General features: G+C 69.2%; 17 protein-coding genes and 1 pseudogene. 9 read left to right on the forward strand and 9 right to left on the reverse strand.

Going from position 1 to position 16,507, the window contains the following annotated elements; translation table 11 throughout:
* Positions 1–39 precede the first annotated feature (39 nt).
* Entirely contained in the window at positions 40–777 is a 738-nt protein-coding gene (locus ACJ4V0_RS05770) for a M48 family metallopeptidase (RefSeq protein WP_448298611.1), read from the forward strand.
* Between the two features lie 4 nt (positions 778–781).
* Here the strand turns inward: ACJ4V0_RS05770 and ACJ4V0_RS05775 are convergent, their stop codons facing one another.
* From ACJ4V0_RS05775 to ACJ4V0_RS05790, 4 genes and pseudogenes are all read right to left on the reverse strand, one after another.
* The gene (locus tag ACJ4V0_RS05775) at positions 782–1,267 is read right to left on the reverse strand and encodes a GNAT family N-acetyltransferase (RefSeq protein ID WP_448298935.1); all 486 of its coding nucleotides are present in this window, start codon (positions 1,265–1,267) and stop codon (positions 782–784) included.
* A gap of 33 nt (positions 1,268–1,300) precedes the next feature.
* Positions 1,301–1,813: pseudogene (locus ACJ4V0_RS05780) on the reverse strand (GNAT family N-acetyltransferase); the annotation flags it as partial.
* Positions 1,810–2,409 carry a helix-turn-helix domain-containing protein gene (locus ACJ4V0_RS05785; protein ID WP_448298612.1) on the reverse strand — a complete coding sequence of 200 codons (600 nt, stop codon included), beginning with the start codon at positions 2,407–2,409 and terminating at the stop codon, positions 1,810–1,812. The gene ACJ4V0_RS05785 and the pseudogene ACJ4V0_RS05780, both read right to left, overlap by 4 nt.
* A gap of 45 nt (positions 2,410–2,454) precedes the next feature.
* Entirely contained in the window at positions 2,455–3,216 is a 762-nt protein-coding gene (locus tag ACJ4V0_RS05790; protein WP_448298613.1) for an alpha/beta hydrolase, read from the reverse strand.
* A gap of 241 nt (positions 3,217–3,457) precedes the next feature.
* Between ACJ4V0_RS05790 and infC the strand changes: the two genes are divergently transcribed.
* The 3 genes from infC to hemA all read left to right on the forward strand — a co-directional run bounded on the left by infC (position 3,458) and on the right by hemA (position 6,200).
* Positions 3,458–3,985 carry a translation initiation factor IF-3 gene (infC, locus tag ACJ4V0_RS05795; RefSeq protein ID WP_448298614.1) on the forward strand — a complete coding sequence of 176 codons (528 nt, stop codon included), beginning with the start codon at positions 3,458–3,460 and terminating at the stop codon, positions 3,983–3,985.
* Positions 3,986–4,095: 110 nt separating this feature from the next.
* A complete protein-coding gene (locus ACJ4V0_RS05800; RefSeq protein ID WP_448298615.1) occupies positions 4,096–4,818 on the forward strand; it encodes an aldolase in 723 nt (240 codons plus the stop codon).
* Positions 4,819–4,970: 152 nt separating this feature from the next.
* A complete protein-coding gene (gene hemA, locus ACJ4V0_RS05805) occupies positions 4,971–6,200 on the forward strand; it encodes a 5-aminolevulinate synthase (protein ID WP_448298616.1) in 1,230 nt (409 codons plus the stop codon).
* Positions 6,201–6,210: 10 nt separating this feature from the next.
* Here hemA and ACJ4V0_RS05810 read toward each other — a convergent pair whose 3' ends face one another.
* From ACJ4V0_RS05810 to ACJ4V0_RS05825, 4 genes are all read right to left on the reverse strand, one after another.
* The gene (locus ACJ4V0_RS05810; RefSeq protein WP_448298617.1) at positions 6,211–7,167 is read right to left on the reverse strand and encodes a DUF2336 domain-containing protein; all 957 of its coding nucleotides are present in this window, start codon (positions 7,165–7,167) and stop codon (positions 6,211–6,213) included.
* Positions 7,168–7,269: 102 nt separating this feature from the next.
* Positions 7,270–9,231: a molybdopterin biosynthesis protein gene (locus tag ACJ4V0_RS05815; protein WP_448298618.1), complete on the reverse strand. Its 1,962-nt coding sequence runs from the start codon at positions 9,229–9,231 to the stop codon at positions 7,270–7,272.
* The gene (locus tag ACJ4V0_RS05820) at positions 9,228–10,247 is read right to left on the reverse strand and encodes a MoeA family protein (protein WP_448298619.1); all 1,020 of its coding nucleotides are present in this window, start codon (positions 10,245–10,247) and stop codon (positions 9,228–9,230) included. Before ACJ4V0_RS05820 ends, ACJ4V0_RS05815 begins: the two co-directional genes overlap by 4 nt.
* A 30-nt stretch (positions 10,248–10,277) precedes the next feature.
* A complete protein-coding gene (locus ACJ4V0_RS05825; RefSeq protein WP_448298620.1) occupies positions 10,278–11,168 on the reverse strand; it encodes a substrate-binding domain-containing protein in 891 nt (296 codons plus the stop codon).
* Positions 11,169–11,309: 141 nt separating this feature from the next.
* Between ACJ4V0_RS05825 and ACJ4V0_RS05830 the strand changes: the two genes are divergently transcribed.
* From ACJ4V0_RS05830 to mobA, 5 genes are all read left to right on the forward strand, one after another.
* A complete protein-coding gene (locus tag ACJ4V0_RS05830) occupies positions 11,310–11,972 on the forward strand; it encodes a TupB family ABC transporter permease (protein WP_448298936.1) in 663 nt (220 codons plus the stop codon).
* A 5-nt stretch (positions 11,973–11,977) separates the two neighbouring features.
* Positions 11,978–12,706, forward strand: a complete 729-nt coding sequence (locus tag ACJ4V0_RS05835; RefSeq protein WP_448298621.1) for an ABC transporter ATP-binding protein — start codon at positions 11,978–11,980, stop codon at positions 12,704–12,706.
* 29 nt (positions 12,707–12,735) lie between these two features.
* Positions 12,736–13,605: an ABC transporter substrate-binding protein gene (locus ACJ4V0_RS05840; RefSeq protein ID WP_448298622.1), complete on the forward strand. Its 870-nt coding sequence runs from the start codon at positions 12,736–12,738 to the stop codon at positions 13,603–13,605.
* A 112-nt stretch (positions 13,606–13,717) separates the two neighbouring features.
* The gene (fdhD, locus tag ACJ4V0_RS05845) at positions 13,718–14,590 is read left to right on the forward strand and encodes a formate dehydrogenase accessory sulfurtransferase FdhD (protein WP_448298623.1); all 873 of its coding nucleotides are present in this window, start codon (positions 13,718–13,720) and stop codon (positions 14,588–14,590) included.
* A 3-nt stretch (positions 14,591–14,593) separates the two neighbouring features.
* Positions 14,594–15,229, forward strand: coding sequence for a molybdenum cofactor guanylyltransferase MobA (gene mobA / locus ACJ4V0_RS05850; protein ID WP_448298624.1), 636 nt, complete (start codon positions 14,594–14,596; stop codon positions 15,227–15,229).
* Positions 15,230–15,232: 3 nt separating this feature from the next.
* Here the strand turns inward: mobA and ACJ4V0_RS05855 are convergent, their stop codons facing one another.
* Positions 15,233–16,501 carry a molybdopterin molybdotransferase MoeA gene (locus ACJ4V0_RS05855; protein ID WP_448298625.1) on the reverse strand — a complete coding sequence of 423 codons (1,269 nt, stop codon included), beginning with the start codon at positions 16,499–16,501 and terminating at the stop codon, positions 15,233–15,235.
* Positions 16,502–16,507: the final 6 nt, after the last annotated feature.

Consider the following 16,507-nt stretch of genomic DNA (forward strand, 5'->3'; position numbering starts at 1 on the left):
TGCTGGCCTCGAACCCGGCGACTCGTCTATCCTGTGCCCATGTCCGTGATCCGCAGGCTGTTTCAGCGCGAGCCCGATCCCGAGGCGATCACCGTCTCGCACGAGGGCGTCGATTATTCGGTGGCCCTGCGCCGCCTGCCGCAGGCGCGGCGCTTCACGCTGCGCGTCCGCGCGGCGAACCGCGACGCCGTGCTGTCCATGCCGGCGCGCGCCCGTCTCACCGATGCCATCGGATTTGCCGAGCGGCACGGCGCCTGGATCGCCACCCGCCTGAACCGCATCCCGGAGGCCCTCGGCTTCGTACCCGGCGCGGAGATCCCCCTGCGCGGCGTGGCGCACCTCGTCCAGCACCGGCCGGACCGCCGGGGCACGGTCTGGGTGGAGAACGGCGCGATCCTCGTGGCGGGCGATGCCGCCTTCGTCACGCGGCGCGTCCAGGATTTCCTCAAGCGCGAGGCCCGCAAGGACCTTGAGGCCGCAACCCGCCGTCATGCGGCCTATCTCGGCGTCAAGGTGACGCGCATCGGCATTCGCGACCAGTCGAGCCGCTGGGGCTCGGCCTCGTCCACCGGGGCCATCAACTACTCCTGGCGGCTCATCCTGGCGCCGCCCTTCGTGCTCGACTATCTCGCCGCCCATGAGGTGGCGCATCTGCGCGAGATGAACCATTCGGTCCGCTTCTGGCGCATCGTCAGGGATCTGTGCCCGGGCATGGAGCCCGCCAAGGCGTGGCTGCGCGTCAACGGCGCCCACCTGCACCGATACGGGTCGGATTGAGCTTTCAGGCGATCTGCTTCTGCACGAAGACGAGATCGAGGCGGCGGCCGAACTTCTCGCCGATGCCCGGCATGCGACCGACCTCGATGAAGCCGGCGCGCCGATGCAGCCGTAGGGAGGCGAAGTTCTTCCCCTCGATGCCGCCGATGACGACATGCTTGCCGTCGGCCTTCGCCCGCACGATCAGCGCGTCGACGAGGGCCGAGCCGACGCCGGAGCCCCGCCGATCGGAGCGGACATAGACTGAGTGCTCCACGGCATTGCGGAATCCGTCCCAGGCGCGAAACTGCAGATAAGTGCCGAAGCCGACCACATCGCCCCCGTCCAGCGCGACCAGCACGGGGTTTCCCGCCTGCCGACGCGCGTCCAGCCAGGCGCGCCGGCTGTCGAGATCGACCGGATCGTCCGACCAGACGGCGGTCGTGTTGGCGATGGCTTCGTTGACGATGGCGAGAATGGCGGGAAGATCGCCCTCAGTCGCGTCGCGCACTGTGACGGCCGAGACCGGCGTGCCGCGGGGCGGCGAGAGATCCTTGAGGTAGAAGGTCGTGTCGCAGAAGCCACCATCCGGCAGCAGCGCGAAATCCGGCACGAAGCCGAAGCGCGACCAGCCGCCGCGCTCATAGACGCGCCGCGCCTCCTCGCTACCGGTGTCGAGGATCAGGAGGGTGCGGCCGCGCGCCAGCGCCTCCTCCTCCACCCGCCGCAGCAGGGAGGCTGCAATGCCCTGCCGCCGCCCGTCGGTGTGGACCAGCATCTTCTTGACCTCGGCCCGATGCGGCTGGTTCGGCGGCATGTCGAGGCCGAGCTGCGCCGTGCCGATGATGCGCTCGCCGAGAAAGGCCACCACCAGCACCGTGTCGCCCGCGGCGACGCTGTCGGCGACCCGCATGAAAAAGGCCTCGCCGTCCGCCTGGGTATAGGGGTTCATGAAGCTGACCGAGGCGCCGTTGCCGACGCAATCGGCGAGCACCTCGGCAAGGGCCGGAGCGTGGCGGGCCGCCGCTGCGGCGTCGAGGGTCTCGATGGTGATCATCGCCGCTGTCCCAGAACACCCGAATGCGGCACGAGGACGACGCAGTAGCGCGCCGGCGCCTGCGTGCGGTTCTCGAAGACGAGCGGAGTGTCGAGCCGCATGACGCGGCAGTCGCCCGGACCGAGATCGGTGGTCAGGCCGTCATAGGAGAGGGTCAGGGTGCCCTCGAAGACCCAGACGAACTGTTCCACCGGAATGACGACGATGTTGTCGTAGGCGACGCGCTTGCCGGCCGGCAGCATCACCTCGACGATGTCGGTTCCCGACGCGTTCGGCGGCGCGACGTTGCGCCGCGTGTAGCCGGTCTCCGGATCGGTGCGCACGGGCGTCGAGGCGGCGCGGCGCACCGGATTGGGCTTCGGCTCGGGCCTCTCGAACAGGGCGCCGAGGGTGACGCCGAGGGCAGCTCCGAGCTTGACCAGCAGCACGGCCGTGGCGCTCGCCTCGGCGCGCTCGATGCGCGAGATCATGGCGCGCGAGACACCGGACAGGGCTGCGAGCTGGTCGAGGGTGAGGCCTTTGGCGGCCCGCAGGTCGCGCACTCGCTGGGCGACGGTGAGGTCGAGATTGTCGGCCAGATCGGCAGCGGTTTCCATGATTCGAGACTATCATTCTCGGATAGTAGAATCAAGCTCTGTGAATCAGCTGGCCAGGGTCTCCACGGCATCGCGGAGCCGCTGGAGGTCCTCCTCGCGTGACAGGCGGTGATCGCCGTCCTTGATCAGGGTGACGACGACATCGTCGCGCGCCATCTTCTCGGCCAGCAGCATGGCATGGCGCCAGGGCACGTCCGGGTCTTCCATACCCTGCAGGATGTGGACGGGACAGCCGGTCTCGACCAGCCCCGTCAGCACGAGATTGCGCCTTCCGTCCTCGATCAGCGCACGGGTGATGGGATAGCCGCCCTCGTCATAGGCGGACGGGCGAACCCAGCGGCCCTCGGTCTCGATCTGGCGCTTCACCGCGTCGGGGAAGGACGGCCACATCAGCGCCTCGGTGAAATCGGGCGCGGGCGCGATGAGCACCATGCCGGCCGGCGGCGTGGCCATCTGCCGCGCCACGAGCAGGGCGATCCACCCGCCCATGGAGGAGCCGACCAGAAGCGGCCTCTCGCCGGCGAGCGCCACCATGGCCGCAGCCTCCTCTGCCCAGCGCGAGACGGTGCCGTCCTCGAAGGCGCCGTCCGATTCGCCATGGCCCGAATAGTCGAAGCGCAGGAAGGCGCGGCCCGTGGCGGCCGCAAACTCCGACAGCGCCTCGGCCTTGGTGCCCTTCATGTCGGACTTGAAGCCGCCGAGCCAGACGATGGTGGGGCCTCGCCCATCGACCCGACGCCAGGCGATGCGGCGGGCTGCGGGTCCCTCTCCGACCGTGAGGAACGCGGGAAGTGGCAGGGTCGTCATGAGCGGGTTTCTCCGGTCTGGGGCGGGCGGCGCCGGGCCCTGCCTAGCTCCTGCTGTGGCATGAGGACAAGATCGCGCGGCAAAATCTGCCGAACCATTGACTTCCTCTGCATTTCTACCGATCTTCGCCAGCTTCCGGATGGTCCGTGGTCGTCAAGCGTCTTTCCCTGTCGGGCAGGGGCGCAGACCACGGCGATCCGGTCCCGGCAACGTTACAGGAGACGCCCCCATTCGCAGACCCATGAGAGCCGCCGCCCCCGTCGAACGCGACGGGCCGCGCATCAACGAGATGATCCGTGTCCGCGAAGTCCAGTTGATCGACGCCGAAGGTGAGAACCGCGGCGTGATCCAGACCCGCGATGCCGTCCTGATGGCCGTCGAGGCAGGACTTGACCTCGTCGAGGTCGCGCCGAACGCCGTCCCGCCCGTCTGCAAGATCATGGACTACGGCAAGTTCAAGTTCCAGGAGCAGAAGAAGGCCGCCGAGGCCCGCCGGAACCAGAAGACGGTCGAGGTCAAGGAGATCAAGCTGCGTCCCGGCATCGACGATCACGACTACGATACGAAGATGAAGGCGATGAAGCGGTTCTTCGAGGAGGGCGACAAGGTGAAGGTCACCCTGCGCTTCCGCGGCCGCGAGATGGCCCATATGGATCTCGGCGTGAAGGTTCTCGACCGCGTGAAGGTGGATACCGTCAACATCGCCAAGGTGGAGCAGGAATCGCGCCTCGAGGGTCGCCAGATGATCATGGTGCTCGCGCCGAAATGAGGCTTGCCGGCATCCGGCAGCACCCGGCATTGTGACCAACGCCTGCGAGATGATCGCAGGCGTTTTCATTTTCGGGACCCAATCCGATCGTGATCTGGAGGGAGCAGACGATGGCCGCCACCGCCGATATCCGGACCTTGCGTCGCGAACTGGCCGCAGCCCTGAGGCTGGCTGCGCGCTTCGACCTCAACGAGGGCATCTGCAACCACTTCTCCGTCGCAGTGCCGGGCGCCGGCGAGCGCTATCTGATCAATCCCTATGGCATTCATTGGGGTGAAATGCGCCCCGACGACCTGCTGATGATCGACGAAACCGGGGCGATCCTGGAAGGATGGGGCGAGGTGGAGGCCACTGCGCGCAACATCCATATCGCCGGACACCGCGCCAATCCCCGCCACCAGGCCATCCTCCACGTCCACATGCCGCATGCGACCGCGCTGACCATGGTGGAGGGCGGCAAGCTGGAGATGGCGCACCAGACGGCCTGCCGGTTCCTCGACAGGACCGCCTATCAGGGCTTCGGCGGCGTCGCCCTCAACGCCGAGGAGGGCGAGCGCATCGCCCGCGCGCAGAAGGACAATCCGAACGCCGACGTCATCTTCCTCGACCACCACGGCGTGACCATCGGCGGCCCCACCGTCGCCGTCGCCTTCGACGACCTCTACTATCTGGAGCGCGCCTGCCGGCAGCAGATCCTCGCCCTGTCGACCGGCCTGCCGCTGAAGATCATCCCGGACGATCAAGCGAGGCAGACGGCGCGCGAGTGGATGCAGGTCCTCGACTATCAGGCGACGAAGCATTTCGAGGCGCTGATGCGGCTCAACGGGCTGTGATCGGCCGCGGCGCCCGGACGGTGGCGTGGCAGATTGGAACGATGCTAGAGAGCGGATCGGGCCTTGATCGACGTCAAAGCCCGGACGGATGTGCTGAGGCACATTCCAATTCCCCCCGACCTGTCGCCGGGGCTCGCTGAACCGGACGAGCCATGACCTACGCCCAGTTTTTCGAAACGGCCGTGTCCCGCCTGAAGGACGAGTGCCGCTACCGCGTCTTTGCCGACCTCGAGCGTCATGTCGGCCGCTTCCCGCATGCCACCTGGCATGGCCCGGACGGCGACCGCGACGTGGTCATCTGGTGCTCCAACGACTATCTCGGCATGGGTCATCATCCCAAGGTCGTCGAGGCGATGGCCGGCACGGCCCGCGCGATGGGCGCCGGCGCCGGGGGCACGCGCAACATTTCCGGCACGTCCCACCCTATCGTCGAACTGGAGCGCGAACTCGCCGACCTCCACGGCAAGGAGGCCGCTCTCGTCTTCACCTCCGGCTACGTCTCCAACCAGGCCGGTATCTCGACCATCGCGAAGCTGCTGCCCGACTGCCTGATCCTGTCGGACGCGCTCAACCACAATTCGATGATCGAGGGCGTGCGCCAGGCCGGATGCGAGCGGAAGGTGTTCCGCCACAACGACCTCGTACATCTGGAGGAATTGCTGGCCGCCGCAGGCCGTGACCGCAACAAGCTCATCGTCTTCGAGAGCGTCTATTCGATGGACGGCGATGTCAGCCCGATCCGCGAAATCTGCGATCTCGCCGAGCGCTACCGGGCGATGACCTATATCGACGAGGTGCATGCGGTGGGCATGTACGGGCCGCGCGGCGCGGGCGTTGCCGAGCGCGACGGCCAGATGCAGCGTCTCGACGTGATCGAGGGCACGCTCGGCAAGGCCTTCGGTGTCATGGGCGGCTATATCGCGGGCTCGGCGGCGCTGGTCGATGCCGTGCGCTGCCATGCGCCCGGCTTCATCTTCACCACCGCCCTGCCGCCGGCCGTGGGGAGCGCGGCGACGGCCGCCATCCGCCACCTCAAGTCATCCTCGATCGAGCGCGACATGCAGCAGCGCCAGGCGGCGCGCGCCAAGCGCGTCCTGTCTCTGGCGGGCCTGCCGGTGATGGCGTCCGAGACACACATCGTCCCGGTGCTGGTGGGGGATGCCGAGCGTTGCAAGGCGGCGAGCGACATGCTGCTCGCCCGCCACGGCATCTATATCCAGCCGATCAACTACCCGACCGTGCCGAAGGGCACGGAGCGGCTCAGGATCACGCCGGGGCCAGCCCATACGGACGCGATGATCGACGATCTCGCCGCGGCTCTCGTCCAGGTCTGGCTGGATCTCGACCTGCCGCTGCAGCGCTATCAGGCGGCGGCGGAATAGGATCGACGCGTCAGGCGGGGACGGCCTCGCCCGTGCGCATGCGCGCGAGCGGCAGGCGCGCGATCACCCGGTCGATTTCGGCGGGCCGCATGAGGCGGAAGCGGACGGGAGCCTTGTGCACGTCGGTCATCGGCTTGCCGGCATTGATGCGCCAGGCTGCGACCAGCGCCTCGTAGGTCTCGGCATCCACCCCGGCGATGTGGCAGATGGCGCCCAGCGCCTTCTCGTCGTCGCGCTCGAGAATCTTGCGGCCGGCATCGCGGTCGCGGCCGATGCAGCGCATCAGGAGGTCCATGGCGGGAACCATCTGGCGCTCCTCGGCGAGGCTCTGGAGTTGCCGGAGGAGTTCGTCCCCGGTCGGCACGTCGCGGCTGGCGTGAACGGCGAACTTCGACACGATATCGGGCGGACAATCCGCGCGCTGCGCGACGAGCGACCGGACCGAGGGGTCGCTGCCATGGCGGGCGATGATCTCGGCGAACCCTTCCGCCGAGAGTTGCGCCCCGGCATTGCGCACCAGAGTCAGGACGGTCGCGGCTTCGCCGAGGCGGACGATGGCGCTGGCGATCAGCGCCGATACGCGCGCGCGCTTGGCGATGATCTGCATGTGCTCCTGGCGATCCTCGGCGCAGGCCCGCAACAGGATGGTGTCCGGCAATTCCGGAGACGAGAGGATGGCCTCCGCGACGGCGATGACGTCGCAGGCCAGCGTCGCGGTCGCTTCCGGCAGCGTGCCCGCGCAGCGCGCCAGGCGCGGCGAAGCGCGGACACGGCTCGGGAGCGGCGCGTTGGTGAGGGCCTGGGCCACGATGTTGTCGAGAACCAGCGCCTTGCGCGATTCGGCATCGGGGCGCTCGCGGGAGATCTCCTCGACGAGCTCCTCCACCAGCGCTCCGCGCAGCTTGGGCGCGAGAGCGCCGATCATCGAATTGATCGGCTGGAGGGCGTCTTCGATCCGCGATGTCATTCTCTGTGACCTTTGGAGCCGAAGAATGCCGCAGATATCTTAATCAGCCCTGAAGCCAGTCGCGGGTCGCAATCGGCGGCTCGGAGGCCGCGGATGCAGCCGTCAGGACCTGGCGATGGCGCCCTCCGGCGCAGGGCCGGCCGGCACGAATCCCAGGCGCCCGAGATGCGCATGGGCGGCGAGGAGCGCATCCTCGAAAGCGGCGATAGCGCCGGGCGCGCGGGGAGTGCGCGCCACCGCGAAATCATAGTGCTCCTCGGCGAGCGGCAGGAATTCCAGGCCCGAAGCGGCTGCCACGGGGGCAATGGCCACGCCCCAGTCGGCGCGCCCCTGCGCGACAGCGGCGGCCACCGCATTGTGCGACCGCGGCTGGTTCCAGTAGCCGGGCGGCTTGCAGCCCTTCAGCAGCAGGTCGATCAGGACCCGCGTTCCTGCACCCTGGTTCCGGTTCACCATCAGGCAACCGTCATCGGCAAGGGCCGCGGCGACCGCCGATTCTGCGCTTGTGCAGCCGGCAAAGCGGACATCGTCCGGGCGATAGACGAGACCCTGCATGCGCCGCCAACCGGGGATCAGTCGCATCGTCTCGGTGAGAAAGGGCGTGTTGTAGAGGCCCGACTGCGGATCGAGCAGGTGGATCGGAGCGATGTCGCATTCGCCGCGCTTCAGCGCCGCGAGGCCGCCGAGACTACCCATCGCGTGGGTGCGCGCCGTCAGTCCGCGATCGGAGAGGACCGAGACGACGGCGTCGAGGCCGGTGCAGTGGCTGCCCATGATGGACAGGTCTGGCACCGCGACATGCGGCGCAAACAGCGTCACCTCGACGGCGGCGCCGGCGGGCAGGGATTCTCCCAGGGCATCGATAGTCAGGAAGCCGTCGGCCTGGCTGAAGGCCGTCACCGCGCCCGATCCCTTGCCGACGGGATAGGCGACCATGCCATCCGCGCCGGCAGCGAGGGCGACCATGACGAACTCGGTGCGGCCGAGATCGGAAGGAATGCGGGCGGGAACGTGGGCGGGAACCCGGACGTCGGCCCGCTCGGGCAAGCCGGCGAGGATGCGCAGCACCGGCGCCACGATGTCATGGAAGGTGAACATGGCCGAGGTCGGGAAGCCCGGCAGGATCACCACCGGCTTGCCGTCGCAGACCGCAAGGCACAATGGCTTGCCCGGCTTGAGGGCGACCCCGTGGGCGAGGATGCCCGGCGCGCCGAGTTGCTCGACGATGCGGTAGGTCAGATCGCCGGCGCCCTTGGAGGTGCCGCCCGAGAGGATGACCGCGTCGCAGGTCTCATGCGCCCTGCGGACGGCCTCCTGCAGGCTCGCGGCTTCGTCGGGGATGGCGCCGAAGCGGACGGGTTCACAGCCATTCTCTTCCAGGGCCGCGGCGACGATCGGGCCGTTGGAATCATAGATCGCTGCCGGCCGCAGCGCTTCGCCCGGCGCCACCAGTTCGTCGCCGGTGGAGATGACGGCGACCCTCGGCTTTCGCCAGACGGAGGCAGAGGCAGCGCCGACCGCGGCCAGCATGCCGATCTCGCGCGACGTCAGGATGGTGCTCCGCCGCAGCAACGTCTCGCCTCGCGCGATGTCCGATCCGGCAAAGGCGATGTTCTGCCCGGGACCGACGGGGCGCGTCACGGCAAGGCCCGCGCCGGGCTCGAAGCGTGTGTGCTCGATCATCACCACCGCATCCGCCCCGCGGGGGATAGGGCCACCGGTGGCGATCGGCGTTGCGAACCCGCCCTCGACCGACAGCTTCGGCTCGGTGCCGCAGGCAATGGTCTCGGCGGTCAGGGAGAGCCAAGCGGGCGCTGTCTCGGACGCCAAGGCGACGTCGGCGGCGCGCACCGCGAAGCCGTCGACCACTGACCGGTCGAAGGGCGGCGCATCGACCGGCGCGGCCACCGTCTCGGCGATCACCCGCCCGATCAGGTTCTCAAGCGGCAGGCGTTCGGCCCCCAGCGGGTGCAGGGACAGCGCGGCGCGGAATCGCGCGATGGCATCCTCGCGCGAGAGCACTTGCAGGAACTGGTCCTGGACGACGGCCGGGTTAGTGGTCATTGCGGTTCGAACGGCTCCGGAGGAGAGATGGCGGAGAGCGGTTCGCCGGCGGCGGCGCCCTCGCTGAAGGGGTCGATGACAGCCACGGCGTCGGCTGCCAGCAGGGCGGACAGGGTGATGCGCCCCACCACGAGCGGTTCGTAGCCGGCTTCGGTGTTACGCAGCAGGGCAATGTCGGCGACGCCGACCTGGGAGACCAGCTTGCGCGTCAGGGGCCGGTCGATCCGGCGCAGCCGGCGGGCGGTGAGGGCGGCGACCACGGGCAGGACGAGGGCGTAGAACCCCGCGACGACCGAGTCGAAGCGCGCCGGCAGGACAAGAACGGGGCTACCGGTACCATCGTCCAGCCGGATATCCCGGCCGGGATTGAGGGCAAGGCCGCCCGCCCCGCCGTCGCGAGCGATCCGGATGGAGAGCGCCGCCGGCTCGTCACCGGCGATCCGGCAGCCAGCGGCGATCAGAGCCGTCTGCAACCAGTCGGACGGGACGGCGGCGGCGGGATCTGGCCCGTCAACCGCGACAGCCGGGCGGCGGACGGCAATGGCGGTCTCTCCGGCGAGCGTCAGCGCCAGCACGGCCTCGCGCGTCACCGTCTCGCCCGCCGCGACGATGACGGTATCGCTGCCGAGATCGCCGCCGGCAAGGACCGCATCCTCGCCCGGATAGGCCGACTGGCCAATCTCGTGCAGCGGCCCCGTCGACTGAAGTGCGTCGGCGGGCAGGACGGCATCGCAGCCGGACGGCAGCGTGTCGCCGGCCCCGACCTCGACGGGCGCTGAGGCCAGGAGCGCCGGGGCATAGGGCGATGCCCCGACGACATCGGACGCTGCCACGGCGATGCCTCGCCGTAACGCCTCTGCCTGCGCCGGCAGCGGATGCCCGGCCCTGACCGTCACGGCCGCCACCAGCCCCACGGCCTCTGCGACAGGCACCAGCGACGGCGCGACGGCATTGCCACCGGCCAGAAGGCGGGAGAGCATAGCGGCGAGAGGCGTCAATGTCGGTGGATTGACCATGGTTCTCATATGGGGCGGGATCGCCCGGCGTCATCGGTTGAGGCGCACGCTACCCGTTTCGGCGAGGTCATAGCCACCGAGCGCCGCAGCGCGCTGCGCGAAGGCCGGACTGCGGATGAAGGCGACGAGCCTCTGCATGGCGGGCTCGAAATAGCTGCGCCGGCGCAAGGCCAGATCGAAACGCTCCCAGACGATCTCCACGAAATCGAGGCCGTGCATGGCGGCAACGGCCCGGGTTGCGATGCCGCAGTCGATCTCGCCGGCCCTGACGGCGAGGGCGAGGTCCGGGCCTGTCGGGAAGGTTCCGGGTGCGCGCTGCAGGCGGTCGTGTGGCAGCCCGGCGCGGGCGACGATGGCCTCGAGCAACATCTGGGCCCCCGCAGCCTTCGGGCGCAGACCGATCCGCGCGCTGGTGCGCGCGACATCGTCCAGCGATCCAATGCCCAGCGGATTCCCCGCGGCCACGACAAACCCCTGCTCGCGGCGGGCGAAGGCGATCAGCACGCCGTCATGGAGGCCGGCGCGTGCGGCCACGCCGTCGACATTGGCGCGATCATCGTCACCCTGGCCGTGCAGGTGGATGGCCGCGGCGGCGACCTCGTTGCGCTCGAGCCGGTCCAGCCCTGCCTCGGAGCCCTCGGCCAGCAGCGCGAGACCGGAGCCAGACTGCCGCGCCGCCCATTCCAGAAGCGGATCGTGGCTGCCGCCGATGATCGGCGGCACGGGCTCGGCGACGAAGCCATCGGGCCGGGCGAGACCGGCCGACACCCAGCGATCGAGCGCGGCGCGCGGGAACAGCCACTTGCCCGTGACCTTCGAGCAGGGAATGGCCGCATGGGCCACGAGTTCATACAGCTTGCGCTCCTTCAGCCGCAGATAGGTGGCGGCCTCTTCCGTCGTGAGGAATACGTCATCCTGCATATGGATGCTCCTGGGCGCATAAATTCCACGTTTGTCGAACGGTATTTGAAATCCGTATCATACGCAAAATCGCTTCCCACCTACGCATCTGGCTCGCGCATCGTGGATGTCACCCAATCCTTCTCGGCCGCGCTCGGGCTCATGCTGGGAGGCGACCCCGCATTCCTTGCCATCGTCGGGCTGTCGCTCTCCGTGACGCTCTCGGCCGTGTCCATCGCCGCCCTCATCGGCCTGCCGCTCGGCGCGCTTCTGGCGCTGTCGCGCTTTCCCGGCCGCGGCGCGCTGGTCGTGCTGGTCAACGCCATGATGGGACTGCCGCCTGTCGTCGCCGGGCTGGTTGTCTTTCTGGTCCTGTCCCGGTCGGGGCCGCTTGGGTCCCTCGGCCTGCTGTTCACGCCAGCCGCCATGGTCGTGGCGCAGACGCTCCTCGTCCTGCCGATCATCATCGCCATCACGCGCCAGCTCGTCGAGGACCTGCACGGCGAATACCGAGAGCATCTGGCCTCCCTTGGACAAACGGGGTTCAGAGCCATTCCGACCTTGCTGTGGGACGGGCGGTTCGCGCTGGCGACCGCCATCCTGGCGGGCTTCGGCCGGGCCAGCGCCGAGGTCGGCGCGGTGCTCATCGTCGGCGGCAATATCGCCGGCTACACGCGGACCATGACCACGGCCATCGCCCTCGAGACATCGAAGGGCGACCTGCCTCTGGCGCTCGGCCTCGGCATCGTCCTCATCCTGCTGACGCTGACGATCAACGCCGTCACCTACGCGGCGAGCCGCGTCGGCGCGCGGTTCGCCGGATGACGGCGATGCGCGACACGGCTTCCATCCTGCCGCTGCGCGTCGAGGGGCTCTGCTTCGACGCCGGGGGCCGGCGTCTGGTGGACGAGGTGTCCTTCACCCTCCACCGCGGCGGGGTCACGGCCATCATCGGTCCCAACGGCTCCGGAAAATCGCTGACCCTGCGCCTCTGTCACGGCCTCATCGCTCCCACCGGCGGCCATATCGGCTGGGCCTCTCCGGCCGGGGAGATCGGCGGCGCGAAGCGCCACGGCATGGTCTTCCAGAAGCCGGTCATGCTGCGCCGCTCGGCCCGCGCCAACATCATCCATGCCCTCGCCGCATCAGGGGCTTCCTGGCGCGAGCGACGCGCACGCAGCGACGAGGCGCTGGCGCGCTTCGGATTGGCAGCACTCGCCGACCGGCCTGCCCGGCTGATGTCTGGCGGCGAGCAGCAGCGGCTGGCGATCGCCAGGGCCTGGGCCCTCAGACCTGAAGTCCTCTTCCTCGACGAGCCGACCTCGCAGCTCGACCCCGGAGCCACGCGGCAGATCGAGGAGATGCTGGCGGCCCTGAAGGCCGAGGGCGTCACCCTGGCCATGGCCACCCATGACATGGGCCAGGTGCGCAGGCTCGCCGACCGCGTCCTCTTCCTCAACCGCGGTCGCCTCGTCGAGGACGCCGCGACACAGACATTCTTCGACGCACCGGTGAGCGCGGAGGCCCCGGCCTTCGTCGCCGGGGATCTCATCTGGTGACACCAAACCAAGACCCCGAGGAGACGGTCATGCCGACCAGGAGACACCTGCTCGCTGGAAGCGCTGCGCTTCTCGCCCTGGGCGCGACGGCGCTGGCGCAGGATTCGCGGCCGGCGGCGACTGCCACAGACGTGGCCGGTGCGCGCTTCATCACGGTCGCCTCGACGACATCGACAGTCGATTCCGGCCTGTTCAGCCACCTCCTGCCGCTGTTCAAGACGAAGACTGGCATCGACGTGCGCGTCATCAGCCAGGGCACGGGCCAGGCGCTCGACACCGGCCGGCGGGGTGATGCGGACGTCGTCTTCGTGCACGCGCGCGCGGCCGAGGAGAAGTTCGTCGCCGACGGCCATGGCGGCCCGCGCCGCCCGGTCATGTACAACGACTTCGTGCTGATCGGCCCGAAGTCGGATCCGGCCGACATCCGTGGCTCGCGCGACATTGCCGCAGCGCTCAGGGCGATCCAGACGAAGGCTGTGCCCTTCGTTTCGCGCGGCGACCGGTCGGGCACCCACCAGGCGGAACTCGCGCTGTGGCGCACGGCGGGCATCGACCTGACCGCGACGCGTGGGTCCTGGTATCGCGAGATCGGCCAGGGCATGGGCGCGGCCCTCAACACGGCCGGCGGCATGAACGCCTATGTGCTGTCCGACCGGGCCACCTGGCTGTCCTTCCGCAACCGCGGCGATCTCGACATTCTCGTCGAGGGCGACCGGCGCCTGTTCAACCAGTACGGCATCATGCTGGTAAGCCCGCAGCGCCACCCGCACGTGAAGCAGGCCGACGCGCAGGCCTTCATCGACTGGGTGGTGGGACCGGAGGGGCAGAAGGCCATCGCGGACTATACAGTCAACGGCCAGCAGCTGTTCTTCGCCAATGCCTCGGACACGGGGGCTTGAGGCTCCGCGTGGTGCCGAGGCAGGCAGAGAGGCCAAGGATGATCGCAAGGCCCGTTGGCACCGCGCCCCGGCGCCGTGCTATTCACTTGGCATGGATCAGCATCCCGGTGCCATGTCGAATTCCGCCCCCCTCATCGTTCCCAATCCCGCCGATCCGCGCCTGACCGAAAAGGTCACCGGCGTGAACGAGAAGGGCGAGAGGATCGAGACGTCGGTGACCGTCGAGCGTCCGCTGACGCTCTATCTGAACGCGCAGGAGATCGTCACCATGATGACGATCGGCGACTACCCGGACTATCTGGCGATCGGCTACCTGCTCAACCAGAACATGCTGAAGCCCACCGACGTGGTGACCGGCGTCGACTATGATGAGGACCTCGAGGTTGTGGTGGTGCGCACGGAGGAGCACACCAATTTCGAGGAAAAGCTGAAGAAGCGCACCCAGACCTCGGGCTGTGCGCAGGGCACCGCCTTCGGCGACCTGATGGAGGCCCTGTCGGAGATCACCCTGCCGAAGGCGGAGTTCCGCACCTCGTGGCTCTACCGGCTGACCCACGCCATCAACACCATGCCCTCGCTCTATCTGGAGGCGGGCGCGATCCACGGCTGCGTGCTCTGTCGCGAGGACAAGCCGTTGGTCTATATGGAGGATGTCGGTCGCCACAATGCGGTGGACAAGATCGCCGGCTGGATGTTCCGCCACGGCGAGAGCGGCGCCGACAAGATTTTCTACACGACGGGCCGACTGACCTCCGAGATGGTGATAAAGACCGTGCGCATGGGCATTCCCATCCTCGTCTCGCGCTCGGGCTTCACCGCCTGGGGCGTGCAGCTCGCCCGCCAGTGCGGTCTCACCCTCATTGGCCGCGCCAAGGGCAAGCGTTTCGTTGCCCTCGCCGGCGAGGACCGCATCGTCTTCGACCAGGACCTCGCCTATGTCGAGGAGGAGAGCGCCCGCCATCGCCGCAAGGGCGCCGAGGACTGAGCGATGACCGTGCCGCATCACCCGCCGACCCTCGGCGTGCTGCTCGCCGGGGGACTTGCCCGCCGCATGGGCGGCGGCGACAAGCCTCTGCGCGCGATCGGCGAACGCACGCTCATCGACCGTGCCATCGACCGCATCGCCCCGCAGTGCGACGGCCTCATCGTCAATGCCAATGGCGATCCCGCCCGCTTTGCCACGTTCGGCCTGCCGGTGGTGGCGGACACTGTCGAGGGCTTTGCCGGGCCGCTCGCCGGCATCCTCGCTGCGCTGGAATGGGTCGCGGCGAACCGCCCGGACATCGGCTGGGTGCTGTCAATCCCCACCGATTCGCCCTTCCTGCCGAGTGACCTCGTGTCCCGGCTGCACGAAGCCCGCGCCGCGGCGGACCTGCCGCTCGCCTGCGCCCGTTCGGGGGACCAGACCCATCCCGTGGTTGGCCTCTGGCCGGTGACGCTGTCGGCAGACCTCAGGCACGCGCTCGTCGTCGAGGACATGCGCAAGATCGACCGCTGGACGGCGCGCCACGGCATCGCCGAAGCGGTCTGGCCGACAGAGCCCTACGACCCCTTCTTCAACGCCAACCGCCCCGAAGATCTGGCGGAGGCCGAGGCGATTCTCGCCCGCCATCCGCAGGCCTGACGATCAGCGCAGCAGGGCGTAGCTCAGGAAACCCGCCCGATCACCGGGCGCCACGCGCTCGACGGCTTCGGGCAGTTCGAGAAGGCCGTCGGTTTCCGTCAGCGAGGTAATGACACCGGCGCCCTCGCGCGGGTGCTTCACCGCCTCGATGACGCCGTCGTCAGCGCGCCGCAGCGAGACGCGGACATATTCCCGGCGGCCGAGCTTCTTCCGGTAGGCGAAGGCGGCGCGAACCGGCAGGGCGAGGAGCGGCAAGGCCTCGCCGCCGCCGAGCACGGCCAGGAACGGCCTGACCACATGGGCGAAGGTGACGAAGACCGCGACCGGGTTTCCCGGCAGGCCGATGAAGGCCGCGGATTCCCCCGGCACGGCCGAGGGAATGACCCCCATGGCGACCGGCCGGCCCGGCTTGATGGCGAGCCGCCAGAAGGTGAGGCTGCCGACCTCCTCAACCGCCGCCTTGACGTGATCCTCCTCGCCAGTCGAGACGCCGCCTGAGGTGAGGATGAGGTCGTGCCCCGATGCCGCCTCGCGGAGGGCCGCGGCGACGGCGGGCCGCTCGTCCCGGAGGATGCCAAGATCGGTGACCTCGGCGCCGAGGCGCCGCAGCAGCGCCTGGAGCGTGAAGCGGTTGGAATCATAGAGCTGGGCGGGACCCAGCGGCATGCCGGGAGAGACGATCTCGTCGCCGGTGGAGAAGACGGCGACCCGGACCCGCCGCCGCACGGCGAGCCGCGTCACGCCGAGCGCCGCCGCCAGCGCGATGGCCTCGGGCGTCATGCGCCGCCCGGCGGCAAGCGCAGGCGACCCCTTCGCCAGATCCTCGCCGGCCGGCCTGCAGTTGGCGCCGGGCGCGAGACCGGCGGGCAGCACGACCGCATCGCCGTCCTGCCGGACGTCCTCCTGCATGAAGACCGTGTCGAAGCCGTCGGGCATCGGCGCGCCCGTGAAGATGCGGACCGCCTGGCCTCGGCCCTGCGGCAGAGCGGCCGCGCCGGCCGCGATACGGCCGCCGACCGGCAGGCGCGTCTCCCCGTGCGGGGCGAGATCGGCGAAGCGGACGGCATAGCCGTCGACGGCCGAGTTGAAGAAGGGCGGCAGGTCGACAGGCGCGGTCAGTCCGGCGGCGAGGATGCGGCCGTCGGCGTCGAGGAGGGAGACCTCCTCGATGCCCGCGACCGGGATGAGACCCTCAGCGACGCGCGCGAGGGCCTCCTCGACGGCGAGGAGGCGTTCCTTGAAGGCGAACTGGTCGGAGGACAGCTGGGCCACGGACAT

This window comes from Phreatobacter aquiterrae, from assembly GCF_053471285.1.